Annotated in this window: 14 protein-coding genes and 1 pseudogene; 11 read left to right on the top strand and 4 right to left on the bottom strand. The window is 65.9% G+C overall.

The features are described from left to right. The first annotated feature begins 238 nt into the window (after positions 1 to 238). Complete coding sequence (locus ACCQ05_RS18345; RefSeq protein ID WP_228961443.1) at positions 239 to 1,204, top strand: helix-turn-helix transcriptional regulator; 966 nt, start codon at positions 239 to 241, stop codon at positions 1,202 to 1,204. 88 nt (positions 1,205 to 1,292) lie between these two features. On the opposite strand, the gene ACCQ05_RS18340 is transcribed toward ACCQ05_RS18345, so the two are convergent. After that, positions 1,293 to 1,862, bottom strand: a complete 570-nt coding sequence (locus ACCQ05_RS18340) for a lipocalin family protein (RefSeq protein ID WP_104539424.1) — start codon at positions 1,860 to 1,862, stop codon at positions 1,293 to 1,295. Positions 1,863 to 2,423: 561 nt separating this feature from the next. Here ACCQ05_RS18340 and ACCQ05_RS18335 point away from each other — a divergent pair. Next, positions 2,424 to 2,735 (top strand): hypothetical protein, encoded by a 312-nt coding sequence (locus tag ACCQ05_RS18335; protein ID WP_372360472.1) that lies wholly within the window; start codon positions 2,424 to 2,426, stop codon positions 2,733 to 2,735. A 68-nt stretch (positions 2,736 to 2,803) separates the two neighbouring features. After that, a complete protein-coding gene (locus tag ACCQ05_RS18330; protein WP_372391976.1) occupies positions 2,804 to 4,897 on the top strand; it encodes a prolyl oligopeptidase family serine peptidase in 2,094 nt (697 codons plus the stop codon). A gap of 483 nt (positions 4,898 to 5,380) precedes the next feature. Here ACCQ05_RS18330 and ACCQ05_RS18325 read toward each other — a convergent pair whose 3' ends face one another. Then, positions 5,381 to 6,565, bottom strand: coding sequence for a pyridoxal phosphate-dependent aminotransferase (locus tag ACCQ05_RS18325; protein ID WP_372391974.1), 1,185 nt, complete (start codon positions 6,563 to 6,565; stop codon positions 5,381 to 5,383). A gap of 109 nt (positions 6,566 to 6,674) precedes the next feature. Between ACCQ05_RS18325 and ACCQ05_RS18320 the strand changes: the two are divergent. The 8 genes and pseudogenes from ACCQ05_RS18320 to hslU all read left to right on the top strand — a co-directional run bounded on the left by ACCQ05_RS18320 (position 6,675) and on the right by hslU (position 14,447). After that, positions 6,675 to 8,790, top strand: a pseudogene (locus ACCQ05_RS18320) (S9 family peptidase). Between the two features lie 155 nt (positions 8,791 to 8,945). After that, positions 8,946 to 9,344 carry a YbaN family protein gene (locus tag ACCQ05_RS18315; protein ID WP_064509415.1) on the top strand — a complete coding sequence of 133 codons (399 nt, stop codon included), beginning with the start codon at positions 8,946 to 8,948 and terminating at the stop codon, positions 9,342 to 9,344. 39 nt (positions 9,345 to 9,383) lie between these two features. Then, complete coding sequence (gene lptM / locus ACCQ05_RS18310) at positions 9,384 to 9,638, top strand: LPS translocon maturation chaperone LptM (RefSeq protein ID WP_372391972.1); 255 nt, start codon at positions 9,384 to 9,386, stop codon at positions 9,636 to 9,638. Next, the gene (gene dapF / locus ACCQ05_RS18305) at positions 9,628 to 10,479 is read left to right on the top strand and encodes a diaminopimelate epimerase (RefSeq protein WP_372391969.1); all 852 of its coding nucleotides are present in this window, start codon (positions 9,628 to 9,630) and stop codon (positions 10,477 to 10,479) included. The genes lptM and dapF overlap by 11 nt, the downstream gene beginning before the upstream one ends. Further along, positions 10,479 to 11,150, top strand: coding sequence for a DUF484 family protein (locus ACCQ05_RS18300; RefSeq protein WP_228963218.1), 672 nt, complete (start codon positions 10,479 to 10,481; stop codon positions 11,148 to 11,150). Before dapF ends, ACCQ05_RS18300 begins: the two co-directional genes overlap by 1 nt. Positions 11,151 to 11,225: 75 nt before the next feature. Next, a complete protein-coding gene (gene xerC, locus ACCQ05_RS18295; protein ID WP_372391966.1) occupies positions 11,226 to 12,128 on the top strand; it encodes a tyrosine recombinase XerC in 903 nt (300 codons plus the stop codon). A 299-nt stretch (positions 12,129 to 12,427) separates the two neighbouring features. After that, positions 12,428 to 12,979 (top strand): ATP-dependent protease subunit HslV, encoded by a 552-nt coding sequence (gene hslV, locus ACCQ05_RS18290; protein WP_026112384.1) that lies wholly within the window; start codon positions 12,428 to 12,430, stop codon positions 12,977 to 12,979. Positions 12,980 to 13,079: 100 nt separating this feature from the next. Next, entirely contained in the window at positions 13,080 to 14,447 is a 1,368-nt protein-coding gene (hslU, locus tag ACCQ05_RS18285) for an ATP-dependent protease ATPase subunit HslU (RefSeq protein WP_372391964.1), read from the top strand. 893 nt (positions 14,448 to 15,340) lie between these two features. Here hslU and ACCQ05_RS18280 read toward each other — a convergent pair. Together ACCQ05_RS18280 and ACCQ05_RS18275 are read right to left on the bottom strand one after the other, a co-directional pair. Continuing rightward, positions 15,341 to 15,796 carry a nucleoside deaminase gene (locus tag ACCQ05_RS18280; protein WP_372391962.1) on the bottom strand — a complete coding sequence of 152 codons (456 nt, stop codon included), beginning with the start codon at positions 15,794 to 15,796 and terminating at the stop codon, positions 15,341 to 15,343. Beyond that, positions 15,793 to 16,293 carry a GNAT family N-acetyltransferase gene (locus ACCQ05_RS18275; protein ID WP_372391960.1) on the bottom strand — a complete coding sequence of 167 codons (501 nt, stop codon included), beginning with the start codon at positions 16,291 to 16,293 and terminating at the stop codon, positions 15,793 to 15,795. The genes ACCQ05_RS18280 and ACCQ05_RS18275 overlap by 4 nt, the downstream gene beginning before the upstream one ends. Between the last annotated feature and the right edge of the window lie 39 nt (positions 16,294 to 16,332).

The following is a 16,332-nucleotide window of genomic DNA, read 5'->3' as shown; positions in this document are numbered from 1 at the left end:
CGTGAAAGCGATTTCATGATAACGGACTGTGCGCTCCGTCATGACCGGGTGAACGCTGCGCTTTAGTGTCGGTTCGGGCGGTGCACCGGCTCCATGCAGTCGAGTCCGGTTTGTGCCGGGACGTCAGCATCGCTTGCGGCATCGCGCGCTATGCCGCAAGCGCGCTGGCTTGGCACCGGCGAGCGTGTACGGCGCGCATGCTCACCCCGTCGCGCGAAGAACCGGACATAATCGGCGCATGGACCGCTATGAACGCATCAACTCCCTGCATCGCTTGCTCAAATCGGCACGCTATCCGGTCACGGTGGCGCGGCTGCAGGATGAGCTGAGCTGTTCCCGTGCCACCGTGTACCGCGACCTGGCGTTTCTGCGCGATGCGCTGATGGCGCCGGTGGAAGGCGACGGCGAATCCGGCTTCCGCTACCTGTCCGGCGAGAGCGACCGCTTCGAGCTGCCTGGCCTGTGGCTGAGTTCGGAAGAGCTGCACGCGCTGCTGGCCTCGCAACAACTGCTCTCGCGCACCGGCGGCGGGGTGCTGTCCTCGATGCTGGCGCCGTTGCAGCAACGCATCGAAGGGTTGCTGGCTGCCCAGGCCGGGGTCTCGCAATGGCCGGTAGACCGGGTCCGGGTGATCCCGCACCGCGGCCGCAAGCTGGACGAGGCCAGTTTCCGTACCGTGGCCTCCGGTGTGCTGGAGCGCAAGCAGCTGAGCTTCGACTACCGCGCCCGCTCCACCGACGAATCCACCAAGCGCACCGTCTCCCCGCAGCGCATCACCCACTACCGCGACAACTGGTATCTGGATGCCTGGGACCATGGCCGCGATGGCGTACGCAGCTTCGCGGTGGACCGCATCAACCACGCGCGCCTGCTCGATGCGGCGCCGCGCGATGTGCCCGACAGCGAGCTGGACGAACAGCTCGCCGCCAGTTACGGCATCTTTTCCGGCGCACCCAAGGGCTGGGCCACCATCGTGTTCAGCGCCAAGGCCGCGCGCTGGGTGGCCGACGAGCACTGGCATTCCAAGCAGCAGGGCCGCTTCCTGGCCGATGGCCGTTACGAGCTCAAATTGCCGTACAGCAACTCGCGCGAGTTGCTGATGGACGTGCTGCACTACGGCTCGGATGCGGAGATCGTCGAGCCCATCTCGCTGCGCGAACAGGCCAAGGCATTGCTGTCGCTGGCATTGAGCAATTACGACTGAGCGCGAAGGCCAGTATCGCGTCGCCTTGCTGGGCAGGCCCGCGGCGGAGGCTATCGACGGCGGGCGCGGCCAGTGACCGCGCCAGGCCTCAGCGCTTGTTCGGCACTTCGAATCCCAAACGGTCCACCTGCTCGCGCAACTGCGGCACGCGCTTGAGCTTGTCGGTGTAGATGGCGTAGTCGTCGCGCATCTTGTTGACCAGGGTGCGGTACTGCTCGCGGCTCATATCCGGCTTGCGCGCGAAGATCCAGGCCAGGTCGCGGCCGGGGTAGGAGATCAGCATCCACGAGCCATCCGGGGCGATTTCCAGGATGCGCTGCTTGGCCGGAATCACCTTGTAGAACCACACCCGCCAGTCGCGGTTGCCGCTGTCCGCATCCACCGACGCGCGTGCAGTGACTTCCTTTTCCGGCTCGCCAAAGCCTTCGCGGTACAGATAGCGCACGGCCACCTTGCCGTCTTCCACCAGGGTGTATTCGTCGCGGCTGGTGACGTGGCCGCGCTCGACCGGGTTGGGCATGCGGGCGATCACATACCAGGTGCCCATGATCTTGGACAGATCGATCGCCGGCTCGGTGGTGGATGCGTCCTTGGCATGCGCCACCGGCAGGCCGAGGACGAGCAGGACAGCGAGGGCGATCGTAACGGTCAGGCGCATCGCAACATCACAAAGGGGCAATAGGTGCAGCACACTACCGCATGCAGGGGGCAAGTTCGCGTCAACGGTCGGGCCTGGCGTGTGCGCCAGCGATGTTTGCGGCCGATCGCTGCCGGCCGCGGCGTGCGACCGGCGACGAGCTGGCGCCGCATTGCCGCGCGCCGGATGGGTGGCGCGCGTTCGGTCGCCCAAGTGAGGCTGTGGGAGGTGCCGTACGGGCCGCGTGAATCTCGCCGCCCTGCCTGTGTCCCTCACGCCGCGTGTCCATTCCGGCGGGGCGTGCCGTATGCGAGGCGTTCGGAACGGCATGCACTGGCCGCTGGCGTGGGCGCACCGCAGCACAGATGCGGCGTCGCAGATCCCTCGCCTGCTGCGAGGGCCACCGCTTGTCGCCACCGATCACCTCCTGCAAGGCAGTGCGCAGCCACGGCTCTCCAGCGGCCCATGCGCGGCTGCGGCAGCGCGCGCTGCCGCAGTGCCGGCGTCAAGGTCGCAATCGGTGAGATGGGCGCCGGCAATCCTGCCGGCCTGTCCTGATCCTTCCCGTCACGGAGTGCCGCCATGTCGCATCGTCCTTCCTCCCGTTCCGAACGCCCCGATCCGCGCGTGCTGCGCCCGGTCCGTCAGGTCGCCCTGGCCGGGCTTGCGCTGGTGCTGGTGTGGCCGGCCGCGCGCGGCCATAGCGAATGGATCGGATGGCTGCCGTTGTGGCTGGTCGGCATGCCGATGCTGGCCTGGTGGAGCCTGTACCGGTTTGCGTTGCCAACCCTGGCACGGCCGGGTGCACGCCGCACGGTGCCGCGCCGGCGCAGGCCGCAGGCGCAGCGCCGGCGCGCCGCCTCGCCGGCAGCGACACCGGCACGGGCGGCCTGACCTTCGGCAGGGTCGAGCGGGCAGGGCGGCATGATAGGTTCCGGCAATTGGGTTCTCCGGAAATTTTCATGTCCAAGTTCGCCTCGATCTGCCTGGTTGCCGGCCTGATCACCGCTGGCGCCGTCTCTGCAGAGGAAACCGCTGTGTCCAACGATCCCTACGCCTGGCTGGAAGATGTCACCGGCGCCAAGCCGCTGGACTGGGTCAAGGCCCAGAACGCCAAGACCGAGGCGCGGCTGGCCGCCACGCCGGCGTTCAAGCAGATGGAAACCCGCATCCGCGAGGTGCTGGATTCGGACGCCAAGATTCCCAGCGTGCAGAAGATCGGCGCGTTCTATTACAACTTCTGGAAAGACAAGCAGCACGAACGCGGCCTGTGGCGGCGCACCACGCTGGACGAATACCGCAAGCCGGCGCCCAAGTGGGAAACGGTGCTCGACCTGGATGCGCTCAACAAGGCCGAGGGCGAGAACTGGGTCTGGCACGGCGCCGACTGCCTGCGCCCGGACTACCAGCGCTGCCTGATCGCGCTGTCGCGCGGCGGTGCCGACGCCGATGTCACCCGCGAGTTCGACCTGGGCAGCAAGCAGTGGGTCAAGGACGGCTTCTTCCGTCCCGAGTCCAAGGGCGGGCTGGGCTGGATCGACCAGGACACCGTCTACGTGTTCACCGATTTCGGCCCCGGCGCGATGACCACCTCCGGCTACCCGCGCATCGCCAAGCAGTGGAAGCGCGGCACCCCGCTCAGCGCCGCTGCGGTGGTGTACGAGGGCAAGCCGACCGACATGTACATCGCCGCGATGCACGACGACACGCCCGGGTTCGAGCGTGATTTCGTCAGCCGCACCCTGGCCTTCTACAACGACGAGCTGTATCTGAAGGGCGCCGACGGCAAGCTGACCAAGGTGGATGTGCCCAATTCCGCCAGCAAGGCGGTCAAGCGGCAATGGCTGACCCTGGAACTGCGCGAGCCGTGGACGGTGGGTGGCAAAACCTACAAGCCCGGTTCGCTGCTGGCCACGCGCTTTGACGAATTCATGGCCGGCAAGCGCAACATCGAGGTGCTGTTCGAACCCACCGACACCACCTCGCTGGCCGGGATGGCATGGACCAAGTCGCACCTGGTGTTGAACGTGCTGGACGACGTCAAGAACCGCCTGAGCGTGATCACTCCCTCGCAGGACGGCTGGAAGAAGAGCACCTTCGTCGGTGCGCCGGCGCTCGGAACCGTGGACGTCAGCGCCGTGGACAGCGACGACAGCGATGCGTTGTGGCTGACCGTCACCGACTATTTGACCCCCACCACGCTGTCGTGGGTGGACATAGGCAGCGCGCCGCAGCCGCTCAAGACCATGCCGGCGTTCTTCGATGCCGGCAAGGACACCATCGAGCAGCACTTCGCCACCAGCAAGGACGGCACCCGCGTGCCGTATTTCCTGGTCCGCCCGAAGGCGCTGAAGCTCGATGGCAGCGCGCCGACGCTGCTGTACGGCTACGGCGGTTTCGAGATCTCGATGACGCCGAACTACTCCGGCGCCCTGGGCCGCTCGTGGCTGGAAAAGGGCGGCGTGTACGTGGTGGCCAACATCCGCGGCGGTGGCGAGTATGGCCCGCGCTGGCACCAGGTCGCCCTCAAGCAGAACCGCCACAAGGCCTACGAAGACATGGCCGCGGTGGCCAAGGATCTGGTCGCACGCAAGATCACCTCGACCAGGCACCTGGGCGTGCAGGGCGGCAGCAACGGTGGCCTGATGACCGGCAACATGCTCACCCAGTATCCGGACCTGTTCGGTGCGGTGGTGGTGCAGGTGCCGCTGTTGGACATGAAGCGCTACAGCCATCTGCTGGCCGGCGCCTCCTGGATGGCCGAGTACGGCAACCCGGACACCGACGACTGGAACTTCATCCAGACCTTCTCGCCGTACCACCTGTTCGACCCGAACAAGACCTACCCGCCGGTAATCTTCCTGACCTCCACGCGCGACGACCGCGTGCATCCCGGCCACGCCCGCAAGATGGCCGCCAAGATGATCGAGGCCGGCAAGGACGTGACCTACTACGAGAACATCGAAGGCGGCCACGGTGGCGCGGCCAACAACGCGCAGGCCGCGCATATGGCGGCACTGGCCTATAGCTTCCTGTGGGAGCGGTTGGCGGATTGATCCGGTGTTGATCGAACGCAATCGGCAACTCGATTGCGTTGGTCATACGGTGCCTGGAAGAAGAAGCCCTGGGCCGCGTGGTCCAGGGCTTTTTGTTATTCCCTTCTCCCCCCCCCGGGACAGTGTCCTCCTTCATGGGGGAGAAGGTGCCCGAAGGGCGGATGAGGGCGCCTGGTCCTTGGACACCGATTGATCTCGGCCAGGCTGGTCACCCCATGCGCAGCCTTCATCAACGCCGACTGCCGCAAATCGCGGATGCCAATCTTCTGCGCCGCCTCGGCGATCTGCATCGCATTGCCGCCTTCGTCCTTCTCCCGCCTGCGGGAGAAGGTGCCCGAAGGGCGGATGAGGGTGCGGTCGCACGCAGGCCTGGCTGTTCTTGAGTGCAACGGTACAAGCGCAGAAGCATGGGGCGGCTGCTCTTTCATCAACTGCAGCAAGCGATGCTGCCGCTAAGCGCAGCGCAACTCGCAGTTGGTGTGATCAAAAACGCCGCAACCCACGCGCAATCCGCGCTGCCGCCTGTTCCAGCCGCGGCAGGCTTTGGGTGTAGGCGATACGCACATGCTGGTTGGCGCGGTGGAAGCCGAAGTCGATGCCGGGGGTAAAGGCGACATGTTCGGTTTCCAGGAAATGCGCGCAGAACGCCTGCGCATCGTCCGAAAATGCGCTGATGTCGGCGTAGAGGTAGAACGCGCCTTGCGGTTCGACGGCGATATTGAAACCCAACGCACGCAGCGCCGGCAGCAGATAGTCGCGGCGCTGCTGGAATTCGGCGCGGCGTGCTTCGAAGATGGCGATGCTTTCGGGCGTGAAACAGGCCAGTGCGGCGTGCTGGGCGATCGTGGAGGCGCTGATGTAGAGGTTCTGCGCCAGTTTTTCCAGCTCGGGGACTGCCGCGGGCGGCGCGATCAGCCAGCCCAGCCGCCAACCGGTCATGCCGAAGTATTTGGAAAAACTGTTCAGCACGAAGGCGCTGTCGTCCACTTCCAGCACGCTGTGCGCGTCCAGGCCATAGGTCAGGCCGTGATAGATCTCATCCACTACCAGATGCCCGCCGTGGGCGTGCAGCGCGTGGGACAACCCGCCCAGTTGTTCGCGCGACAACACGCTGCCGGTGGGATTGGCCGGCGAAGCGACCAGCGCGCCGACGCTGTCGGGGTTCCAGCGCGCATCCACCAGTGCCGGGGTCAGCTGGTAATCGCTGTCTGGCCCGACCGGTACCAGCTGCGCGGCGCCCTCGACCAGGCGCAGGAAATGGCGGTTGCATGGATACCCGGGGTCGGCCAGTAGCCAGTGCCTGCCAGGGTCCACCAGCAGGCTGCTGGCCAGCAGCAGCGCACCGGAGCCACCGGGGGTGATCAGGATCCGCTCCGGATCGAGATTGCAGCCATAACGCTGCGCATAGAAGCCGGCAATGGCCTCGCGCAGCGCAGGCAGCCCGCGAGCAGCGGTATAGCGGGTGTGGCCGGCAGCCAGGGCGGCTTGCCCGGCCGCCACGATCGGCGCGGCGGTGGTGAAGTCGGGTTCGCCGATCTCCAGGTGGATCACATCGTGCCCGGCCTGCTCCAGCGCATTGGCGCGCGCCAGCAGCGACATGACATGGAACGGGGCGATGTCCTGGCTGCGGCGGCTATAGCCGCTGGGGAGCGGAAGCGTGGAATCCATTACCAAGATGATAGACCAGCATGGCCTAGGACACATGACGCTCGGCGACGGGCTCTTCCACACTCGGGCGCTGGGATGGCATTGCGTTCATCCAACGGACCCCAATCTGATGAAGCCTGTCCTGACCTTTGTTGATCGCCAGCCTGATGACCATATCCGCCACCCCCGCACTTGCCGCTCTCCCAACGCCGCCGGACGTCGCCAGGCATCCGCATGTGGTCAAGGCACCGTTCGGCGCCACGCGCAATGACGACTACTACTGGCTGCGCGACGACAAGCGGCAAGACAAGGCGATGCTGGCCTATCTCAATGCCGAGAACGCCTACACCGACAGCGTGATGGCGCCGCTCAAACCGCTGGAGGACACGCTCTACACCGAGATCGTGGGGCGTATCAAGCAGGACGACGCCAGCGTGCCGTACCGGCAGCGCGGCTATTGGTATTACACCCGCTTCGAAGCCGGCAAGGACTATCCGATCCAGGCGCGCCGCAAGGGCAGCATGGAGGCGCCGGAAGAGATCCTGCTGGACGTCAACCAGATGGCGCAGGGCAAGGGGTATTTCAGCGTCGGCGAGGCGGAGGTCAGTCAGGACAACCGTATCCTGGCCTGGGCCGACGATGCGATCGGCCGCCGCCAGTACACGCTCCGTTTCAAGAACCTGGAGACCGGCGAGGTCTATCCCGACACGGTGGAAGGCGTGTCCCCGAACATGGTCTGGGCCGACGACAACAAGACGCTGTTCTATGTCGAAAACGATCCGGAAACGCTGCTCACCGTGCGCGTGAAAAAGCACGTGCTCGGCACGCCTGCCAAGGACGACGTGCTGGTCTACGAAGAAAAGGACGACAGTTTCTACATGGGCGTGGGGCGTACCCGCGACGACAAGTACATCACCATCGGCCTGGAAAGCACGGTGTCCTCGGAGACCCGTTACGCTTCCGCCGCCAAGCCGGACACGTTCAAGGTATTGGCCAAGCGCGAGCGCGACGTGGAATACCACGCCGACCATTTCGATGGCCGCTGGGTGATCCGCACCAATGCCGACGGCGCCAAGAACTTCAAGCTGGTGACCGCGCCGACCGATGCGACCACGCGCACGCAGTGGACCGATTGGGTCGCGCACGACGATGGCGTGTACATCGAGAATTTCGAGCTGTTCGACGGATTCACCGCCATCGAAGAACGCTCCGGCGGGCTGGAGCGCGTGCGTCTGCTCAAGCGCGATGGCAGCCACGAGTACGTCAAGGCCGATGAGCCGGCATATTCGATGGGGCTGTCGATCAACGCCGAGCCGGACACGCCGTGGCTGCGCTACAGCTACACCTCGCTGACCACGCCCGCCACCACCTACGAACTCAATACCCAGACCGGCGAACGCAAGCTGCTCAAGCAGCAGCCGGTGATCGGCTACGACCCGGCCAAGTACGTCACCGAGCGGGTGTGGGTGAGCGCACGCGACGGGGTCAAGGTACCGGTGTCGCTGGTGTACAGGCAGGGCTTCAAGAAGGATGGCTCGGCGGCGCTGTTCCAGTACGCCTACGGCAGCTACGGCATGTCGATGGATCCGGCGTTCAACCTGCCTGCCGTCAGCCTGCTCGACCGCGGCGTGGTGTACGCCATCGCGCACATCCGCGGCGGCCAGGAAATGGGTCGCCAGTGGTACGACGACGGCAAGCTGCTGCAAAAGAAGAACACCTTCAACGATTTCATCGATGTCACCCGCGGCCTGGTGGCGCAGGGCTATGCCTCCAAGGACCGCGTGGCGGCGTCCGGCGGCAGCGCCGGTGGCCTGCTGATGGGGGCGGTGGCCAACATGGCGCCGCAGGACTACCGCGTGCTGGTGGCGCAGGTGCCGTTCGTGGATGTGGTGACCACCATGCTGGATGCCAGCATTCCGCTGACCACCAACGAATACGACGAGTGGGGCAACCCGGAAAACAAGGACTATTACGACTACATGCTGTCGTACTCGCCGTACGACAACGTGCGCAAGCAGGCGTATCCGGCGATGTTCGTCGGTACCGGTCTGTGGGATTCGCAGGTGCAGTACTGGGAACCGGCCAAGTGGGTGGCCAGGCTGCGCGACGACAACACCGGCAGCTTGCCGATCGTGTTCCGCATCAACATGGAAGCCGGCCACGGCGGCAAATCCGGCCGGTTCCGGCGCTACCGCGAGCTGGCCGAGTCGTATGCCTTCGTGCTGGATCAGCTGGGGGTCAAGTAGCTCAAGGGCTGGGAGTTGGGATTGGGGATTCGTAAGGGCAGGTCTTCCATCCCTGCCTGTAGGCGTCGCCTCATCCGCCCTTCGGGCTCCTTCGCACGGTGGGCGAAGGGGGATGCACAGACCATCTCGGTGCCTGCTGGCCGTATCATTTGCCCATGACGCGACCGAACCGATTCCGCTGGGCCTGGTGGTTGCTGGCGTATGCCAGCCTGGCGACCGGCATTGTCGGAATCTTCGTGCCCGGCCTGCCGACCACCGTGTTCATCCTGATCTCGGCCTGGGCCGCCTCGCGCGGGTCCGAACGCCTGCATCGCTGGCTGCTGTCGCATCCGCGTTTCGGCCCGGCCATCGTGGAATGGCAGACCTATCGGGCGGTGAGCCGCAAGGCCAAGTGGATGGCCACGCTGACCATGACCGTGTGTGCCGGCATCATGCTGTGGTGCGTGCCGGTGCTGTGGGTGAAGTGCCTGTCGATCGGCAGCATGGCGGTGGTGGCGATCTGGCTGTGGCTGCGCCCGGAACCGCCGCCGCGCACGTTGCCCGCGCCGCACTGAGCGCACGGCAGTCAGGGTGTTCTGGCTATACTCGGGCTCATGAGCCTCATGTCCCGACCTTTCGTTCGTCTCGCACTGGTTGGTGCGAGCCTTGTCCTGCTTGCCGCCTGCGGCAACAAGGGCCCGCTGGTGATGCCGCAGAAGCCGGTGCCGGTGGAAGCGCAGCCCGTGCCGCAGCCGCCGGATGCACCGCAACCGCTGGACGAGTCCACGCCCGCGCCTGCGCCGGTGCAGACCGATACGCCGCCCGCATCCAGCACCGACCAGCCCGCTAGCAGCGGCAATGAGCGCTGACGGCCGCAACGGGCGCCTGCGTTTCACCAAGATGCATGGTGCAGGCAACGATTTCGTGGTGCTGGACCTGCGCGACGGTTCGCCGCCGCCGGACGCCGCGCTGGCCGCGCGGCTGGCCGACCGGCATTTCGGCGTGGGTTGCGATCAGATCCTGACCATCGAAGCCCCGCGCAGCGATGGCGCCGTGGCCGCCTACGGCATCTGGAATTCCGATGGATCGGCCGCCCGCCAGTGCGGCAACGGTGCGCGCTGCGTCGCGGCCTGGCTGGTGCGCGACGGCACGGCGCAAGGCGATCGCTTCATCATCGACAGCCCGGTCACTGCGCATGCGGTGGAGCGGGTGGATGCGGGCACCTATGCGGTGGCGATGGGCGTGCCGCAGTTCGAGCCGCCGCAGATTCCGCTGGCCGGCTTTGCGCATGCGCGCGAGGAATACGCGCTGCCGGTGCACGGCGAGACGGTGCGCTTCGGCGCGGTGTCGATGGGCAACCCGCATGCGGTGCTGGAGGTCGGTCGGGTAGAGGCCGCGCCGGTGGAGCGCGTGGGCAGCCTGTTGCAGCAGAACCCCGCGTTTCCCGATTCGGTCAACGTGGGCTTTGCCCAGGTCGTAGACCCTACGCATGTGCAGTTGCGCGTGTTCGAACGCGGCGTGGGTGAAACCCTGGCCTGCGGTAGCGGCGCCTGTGCGGCGGCAGTGGTGCTGATGCAGCGCGGCCGCGTGGAGCGCGATGTTCGCGTGTCGCTGCCGGGCGGCGAGCTGCGGATCCGCTGGCCCGGTGCCGGGCAGGCCGTGGTGATGTTCGGTCCGGCCGTGTTCGTCTTCGATGGAGAATGGATCTGATGAGCGACACCACCGACAAGCTGGGCGCGCACGATGTGGCGACATGGTTGCGCCGTCATCCCACCTTCCTCAAGCAGTTTCCGGATCTGGCGGTCAGCCTGCTGGTGCCGCGCGACGATGGCCCCACCGCCTCGCTGGCGACCTACCAGCTGGAAGTGCTGCGCGACAAGAACCGCGAGCTGTCGCGGCGGCTGCACGAGCTGGGCAGCAACGCCCAGGTCAACGAGCGGTTGGCGGTGCGCACCCACCAGCTGACGCTGGCGCTGATGCGCCAACGCACCGCGGCCGACACGCTCAAGGCCATGGCCGCGTCGCTGGCGGAAGATTTCAACGGCGATCTGGTGCGGCTGGTGCTGCTGACGCCGGTGGACGGTCTGCAAGCCGACTGGTTGCAGACCGTGGCCGCCGACGACGCACGCCTGGCGCCGTTTCGCGACTGTCTGAGCGATGGCGAGCCGATCTGTGGCCGCCTGCAGGCCGACAAGCACGCGCTGCTGTATGGCGAGCAGGCCGGCGAGGTGCAGTCCACGGCCTTGCTGCCGCTGCCAGGCATCGGCCTGATCGCGGTCGGCAGCCACGACGCCAACCGCTTCTATCCCGGCATGGGGACCTTGTTCCTGCGCATGATGGGCGAGTCGCTGAGCGTGGCGCTGCAGCGTTTTGAGGCGTGATAGCGGCGGCGACGCGGCCGCTGGACCGAATGCGCTGCGCCGCTGTCGTGGTGGTGCGGCCGCAGGATCTGTGACGTGTCTTCGGTAGACGACTTCCTGGCGTATCTGCAGGTCGAACGGCAGGTGTCTGCGCATACGCTGGACGCCTATCGACGCGACCTCACCGCGCTGGTGAGCTGGCTGGACCAGCAACCGGCCGAGGCGGCACTACCGCGGGATGTCGCAGGCCTGGACAGCGCACACCTGCGCCGCTTCGTCGCTGACGAACACCGACGCGGGCTGTCGGCCAAGAGCCTGCAGCGGCGCCTGTCCGCCTGCCGCAGCTACTACGCCTGGTTGCTCAAGCATGGACGCATCGCGGTCAGCCCTGCGGCGGCGTTGCGTGCGCCCAAGGCGCCGCGCAAGCTGCCGCAGGTGCTCGATGCCGACGAAGCCGTGCGCCTGGTCGAAGTGCCAACCGATGCACCGCTGGGCCTGCGCGACCGTGCCCTGCTGGAGCTGGTCTATTCCTCCGGTCTGCGCCTGAGCGAGTTGTGCGCGCTGCGCTGGCGCGACCTGGATCTGGTCAGCGGGCTGGTGATGGTGCTGGGCAAGGGCGGCAAACAGCGGCTGGTGCCGGTGGGTTCGCATGCGGTTGCCGCCTTGCGGCAGTGGCAGCGCGACAGCGGCGCAGGTGCCGAAATGCACGTGTTTCCGGGGCGCGCCGGTGGCGCGATCTCGCAGCGCGCGGTGCAGATCCGCATCAAGCAGCTCGGCGTGCGCCAGGGCATGTTCAAGGACGTGCATCCGCATATGCTGCGGCATAGTTTTGCCAGCCATATCCTGGAATCGTCCGGCGATCTGCGCGGCGTGCAGGAATTGCTTGGTCATTCGGATATCGCCACCACGCAAATCTACACACACCTGGATTTCCAGCACCTGGCCAAGGTCTACGACGCCGCGCATCCGCGCGCCAGACGCAAGAAAGCGACTGAGTGAGCTGGCGTGTGCGTGATGTCAGCGAGATCGCCGCATGATGCAACTGATGCAGCGGTGGGCGCGTTCTGGGGAGGTGCTCAAAGCCCCTCTCCCCTCGGGAGAGGGGTTGGGGTGAGGGTACGTGCGCTAGTAGCCTCGATTTCTAAGGCTAATTTCTTTCGAAAACGCTGTGAGGCTGAGAGGGGTTAGATGGCTGACGCGTGAGCGGGGCCTTGCGTCGCGTCCCCGCGTCGCTTCATCGCAGCGCGCTTGAACCCGGCAGGGGCGTCCCCACCTCCTTGGAAACCCCCGGAGGATCCATGGACCCCAGCCAGAACCCCAATATCGTTCACGCCACCACCATCATTTCGGTGCGGCGTGGTGGACACGTCGCCGTCGCTGGCGATGGCCAGGTCACCCTTGGTCATACGGTCATGAAGGGCAATGCGCGCAAGGTGCGCCGGCTTGGTCGCGAGGGTCAGGTGCTGGCCGGATTCGCAGGCGCTGCGGCCGATGCATTCACGCTGTTCGAATTGTTCGAAGCCAAGCTGGACAAGCATGGCCAGCTGACCCGTGCAGCAGTGGAACTGGCCAAGGATTGGCGCACCGAACGCCGCCTGGGCAAGCTCGAAGCCTTGCTTGCGGTGGCCGATAAGGAAACCTCGCTGATCATCAGCGGCACCGGCGATGTGATCGAGCCGGAGGACGGCATCATCGCCATTGGTTCTGGCGGTTCGTATGCGCTGTCTGCTGCGCGCGCGCTGCTGGCGCATACCGAGCTCGATGCCAGGACCATCGCCACCGAGGCCATCAACATCGCCGGCGATATCTGCATCTATACCAATCGCAACGTGGTGGTCGAGGAGCTGTGATTCGGCAATGGGGAGTGGGGATTGGCAACAGCGCTCCTCTCCCCGTAGCCGGACACGCATCGATCGTTCCTACTCCACTTCTACGAATCCCCAATCCCCAATGTCAAATCCCCAAACCACAACCATGACTCCGCGCGAAATCGTGCAGGAGCTCGACCGTCATATCGTGGGTCAGCACGATGCCAAGCGCGCCGTTGCCATCGCGCTGCGCAACCGCTGGCGTCGCATGCAGTTGCCTGAAGAGTTGCGCAACGAGGTCATGCCCAAGAACATCCTGATGATCGGCCCGACCGGTGTGGGCAAGACCGAGATCGCGCGACGCCTGGCTACCCTGGCCAATGCGCCGTTCGTCAAGGTGGAAGCCACCCGCTTCACCGAGGTCGGCTACGTCGGCAAGGACGTGGAGCAGATCATCCGTGATCTGGCCGATACCTCGGTCAAGCTGTACCGCGAGCAGGCCAAGGTGCGCGTGCGCAACCAGGCCGAAGAACGCGCCGAAGACCGCATCCTCGATGCGCTGCTGCCACGTCGCGCTGCCGGTATCGGTTTCGATCCGGAAGCTGCACGCAACGAGCCTTCGTCGCAGGAGAACGATACCCGCATCAAGTTCCGCCGCATGCTGCGCAACGGCGAACTGGACGAGCGCGAGATCGAACTGGACGTGGCGGTCAATGCCAGCATGGACATCATGACCCCGCCGGGCATGGAGGAAATGGGCCAGCAGCTGCGGCAGATGTTTGCCAACATCGGCAGCGGCAAGTCGCAAAAGCGCAAGCTCACCATCAAGGCCGCGCGCCCGTTGTTGATCGAAGAAGAAGCCGGCAAGCTGGTCAACGAAGACGATGTGCGCGCGGCGGCGATCGAGGCCTGCGAGCAGCACGGCATCGTGTTCATCGACGAGATCGACAAGGTGGCCAAGCGTGGCGAAGCCGGCTCCAGCGGTGGCGATGTCAGCCGCGAAGGCGTGCAGCGCGACCTGCTGCCGTTGGTGGAAGGTTCCAACGTGTCAACCAAGTACGGCACGGTCAAGACCGACCACATCCTGTTCATCGCTTCGGGCGCGTTCCATCTGGCCAAGCCCAGCGACCTGATTCCGGAACTGCAGGGCCGCTTCCCGATCCGGGTGGAACTGACCGCGCTGACCAAGGCCGATTTCGTGCGCATTCTCACCGAGCCGAAGGCCGCCTTGATCAAGCAGTACGAAGCGCTGCTGCAGACCGAAGGCGTGTCGCTGAGCTTTGGTGCCGATGCGGTGGAGCGTCTGGCCGAGATTGCCGCCCAGGTCAACGAGCGCCAGGAAAACATCGGTGCACGCCGACTGCACACGGTGCTCGAGCGCTTGCTGGATGGCTTGAGTTACGAAGCCCCCGATCGCGATGGCCAGCGCGTGAGCGTGGATGCGGCCTATGTGGACGCGCAGCTGGGCGAGCTGGTGCAGGATCCTGACCTGAGCCGCTACATCCTGTGATCGTCCACCGTCTGCGTGCCTGCGGTGATACATACAAGCATGCAGCGGTAGCGTAAAAGACCCGCCAATGGCGGGTCTTCTTGTCGTGGCGATCTTGTTTCTTCACTGCTCAAGGCCGATGTGAGTGGTCGCCCTGGAGGCAGTCGTCACCAGCGGCATGGGTCACATCGTGCGCTGCAGCTGTGCCGCGCCGCATACGTCGACCTGCCAGTGGCTGGCCCCCCAGCGACGCGACGTTCGCCGTCGTCAGTCAGCGCAGACTGGCGCTGTAGCGCTGGATCAACACGGCGCCAAGGTGCGCACGGGCGTTGACTGCGGGATCCGTCAGTGCAGGCTGCTGCGGCGTATCAAGCCGGCTCCAGCTAGCCGCTGGGGGTCTGGCAGCCGGTTGCGTCACAGGTGCCTGCAGCAGCGGCTTGCGCAATGGGGCCGTCATGTCCAATGGAGATCCCTGCGTCGCTCCGCTTGCCGCCTGTGCAAGACCATTGCCAGCCAGCGCAGACGCGGCAACCAGGCCACCGACGTTCAATCCGACACCTGCCGCCTGTCCTTCTCCCGCCTGCGGGAGAAGGTGCCCGAAGGGCGGATGAGGGCAGCGCGCCTGGTCCACTGCGAGCAACCCTGAAGCCCACGCATCTACCGGCGCCACCGGCAGCACGCCCGCGGCCGCACCTGCCACTTCCATGACCGGCTGCGCCGTGACGCGGCCGGGTATTACGACATCTGGCACTGCCATTGAACGATCCCCCCGTGGGCAAAGCGCGAGACTAGCGTCGTGCATGTCAAGGCGCGTTGACGTCGGCAATGGGCAATGCGTCACCGCCAGCCCGCAAGGTGCCGACAGTACGCATCGCGATCGCCAGGCCAGCTGTCGCGGGAATCTCCGCGCGCGCTCAATCCTCGCCGATGTCCTCGTTCCATACGTCCGGATGAGCGGCGATATAGCCGCCGAGCAGGTCGATACATTCCTGGCTGTGCAGGTCGATCACGTTGACGCCATGCTCGCGCAGCCAGGCGATGCCGCCCTGGAAGGTGACCGATTCGCCCACCACCACGGTGCCGATGTTGAACTGGCGCACCAGCCCGCTGCAGTACCAGCACGGGGCCAGCGTGGTGACCATGATGGTGTCCTTGTAACGGCGCTGGCGGCCGGCCTTGCGGAAGGCATCGGTTTCGCCGTGCACGGACGGGTCGTTCTCCTGCATGCGGCGATTGTGGCCGCAGCCGAGCAGGCGGCCGTCGGTGTGATACAACGCCGCGCCGATCGGGATGCCACCTTCGGCCAGACCCTGGCGGGCTTCGGCGATGGCGGTGTCGAGCAGGGCGCGATAGTCGGGGGTGGTGATCATGCAGACTCCAGAGGGGCTGCACCGGCAGGGCGCAGCATGTCGAGGTGAGGGATGCCGTCTTCCAGATACGGCGCAGAGGCTGGCGCAAATCCATGCGCCGCGTAGAAGGCTTGCAGATGCGCCTGCGCGCCGAGTTGGATCGCGCTGCCGGGCCAATGCGCATGCGCCAGCTGCAGGCCATGCTGCAACAAGACATGCGCCAACCCGCTGCCGCGGAACGCGCTGCCGATCACCACGCGCCCGATGCTGGGCTCGGGATAGCTCAGCCCCGGCGGCAGGGCGCGCAGATAGGCGGCCAGCTCGCCGGTGGCGCTCGTTCCGAGCAGATGCAGCACACCCGGGTGGGTGTCCTTGCCGTCCAGCTCGGGATAGGCGCAGCGCTGCTCCACCACGAACACGTCGCTGCGCAGCTTCAGCAGCGCATACAGCTGCACGGTGCCGAGCTCGGCAAAACGCAGTGATTGCCACTGCAGGTCGGGGCGCATCGAGGAAGGCATCGCCGCATGATAGCGGTGCTTCGCGCGCAGGTGCGCGCC

Source organism: Xanthomonas sp. NCPPB 3582, assembly GCF_041475735.2.
GTDB classification, from domain to species: domain Bacteria; phylum Pseudomonadota; class Gammaproteobacteria; order Xanthomonadales; family Xanthomonadaceae; genus Xanthomonas; species Xanthomonas codiaei.
Note: the sequence above shows the minus strand (reverse complement) of the source record. Positions and strands in the feature narration are given on the sequence as shown.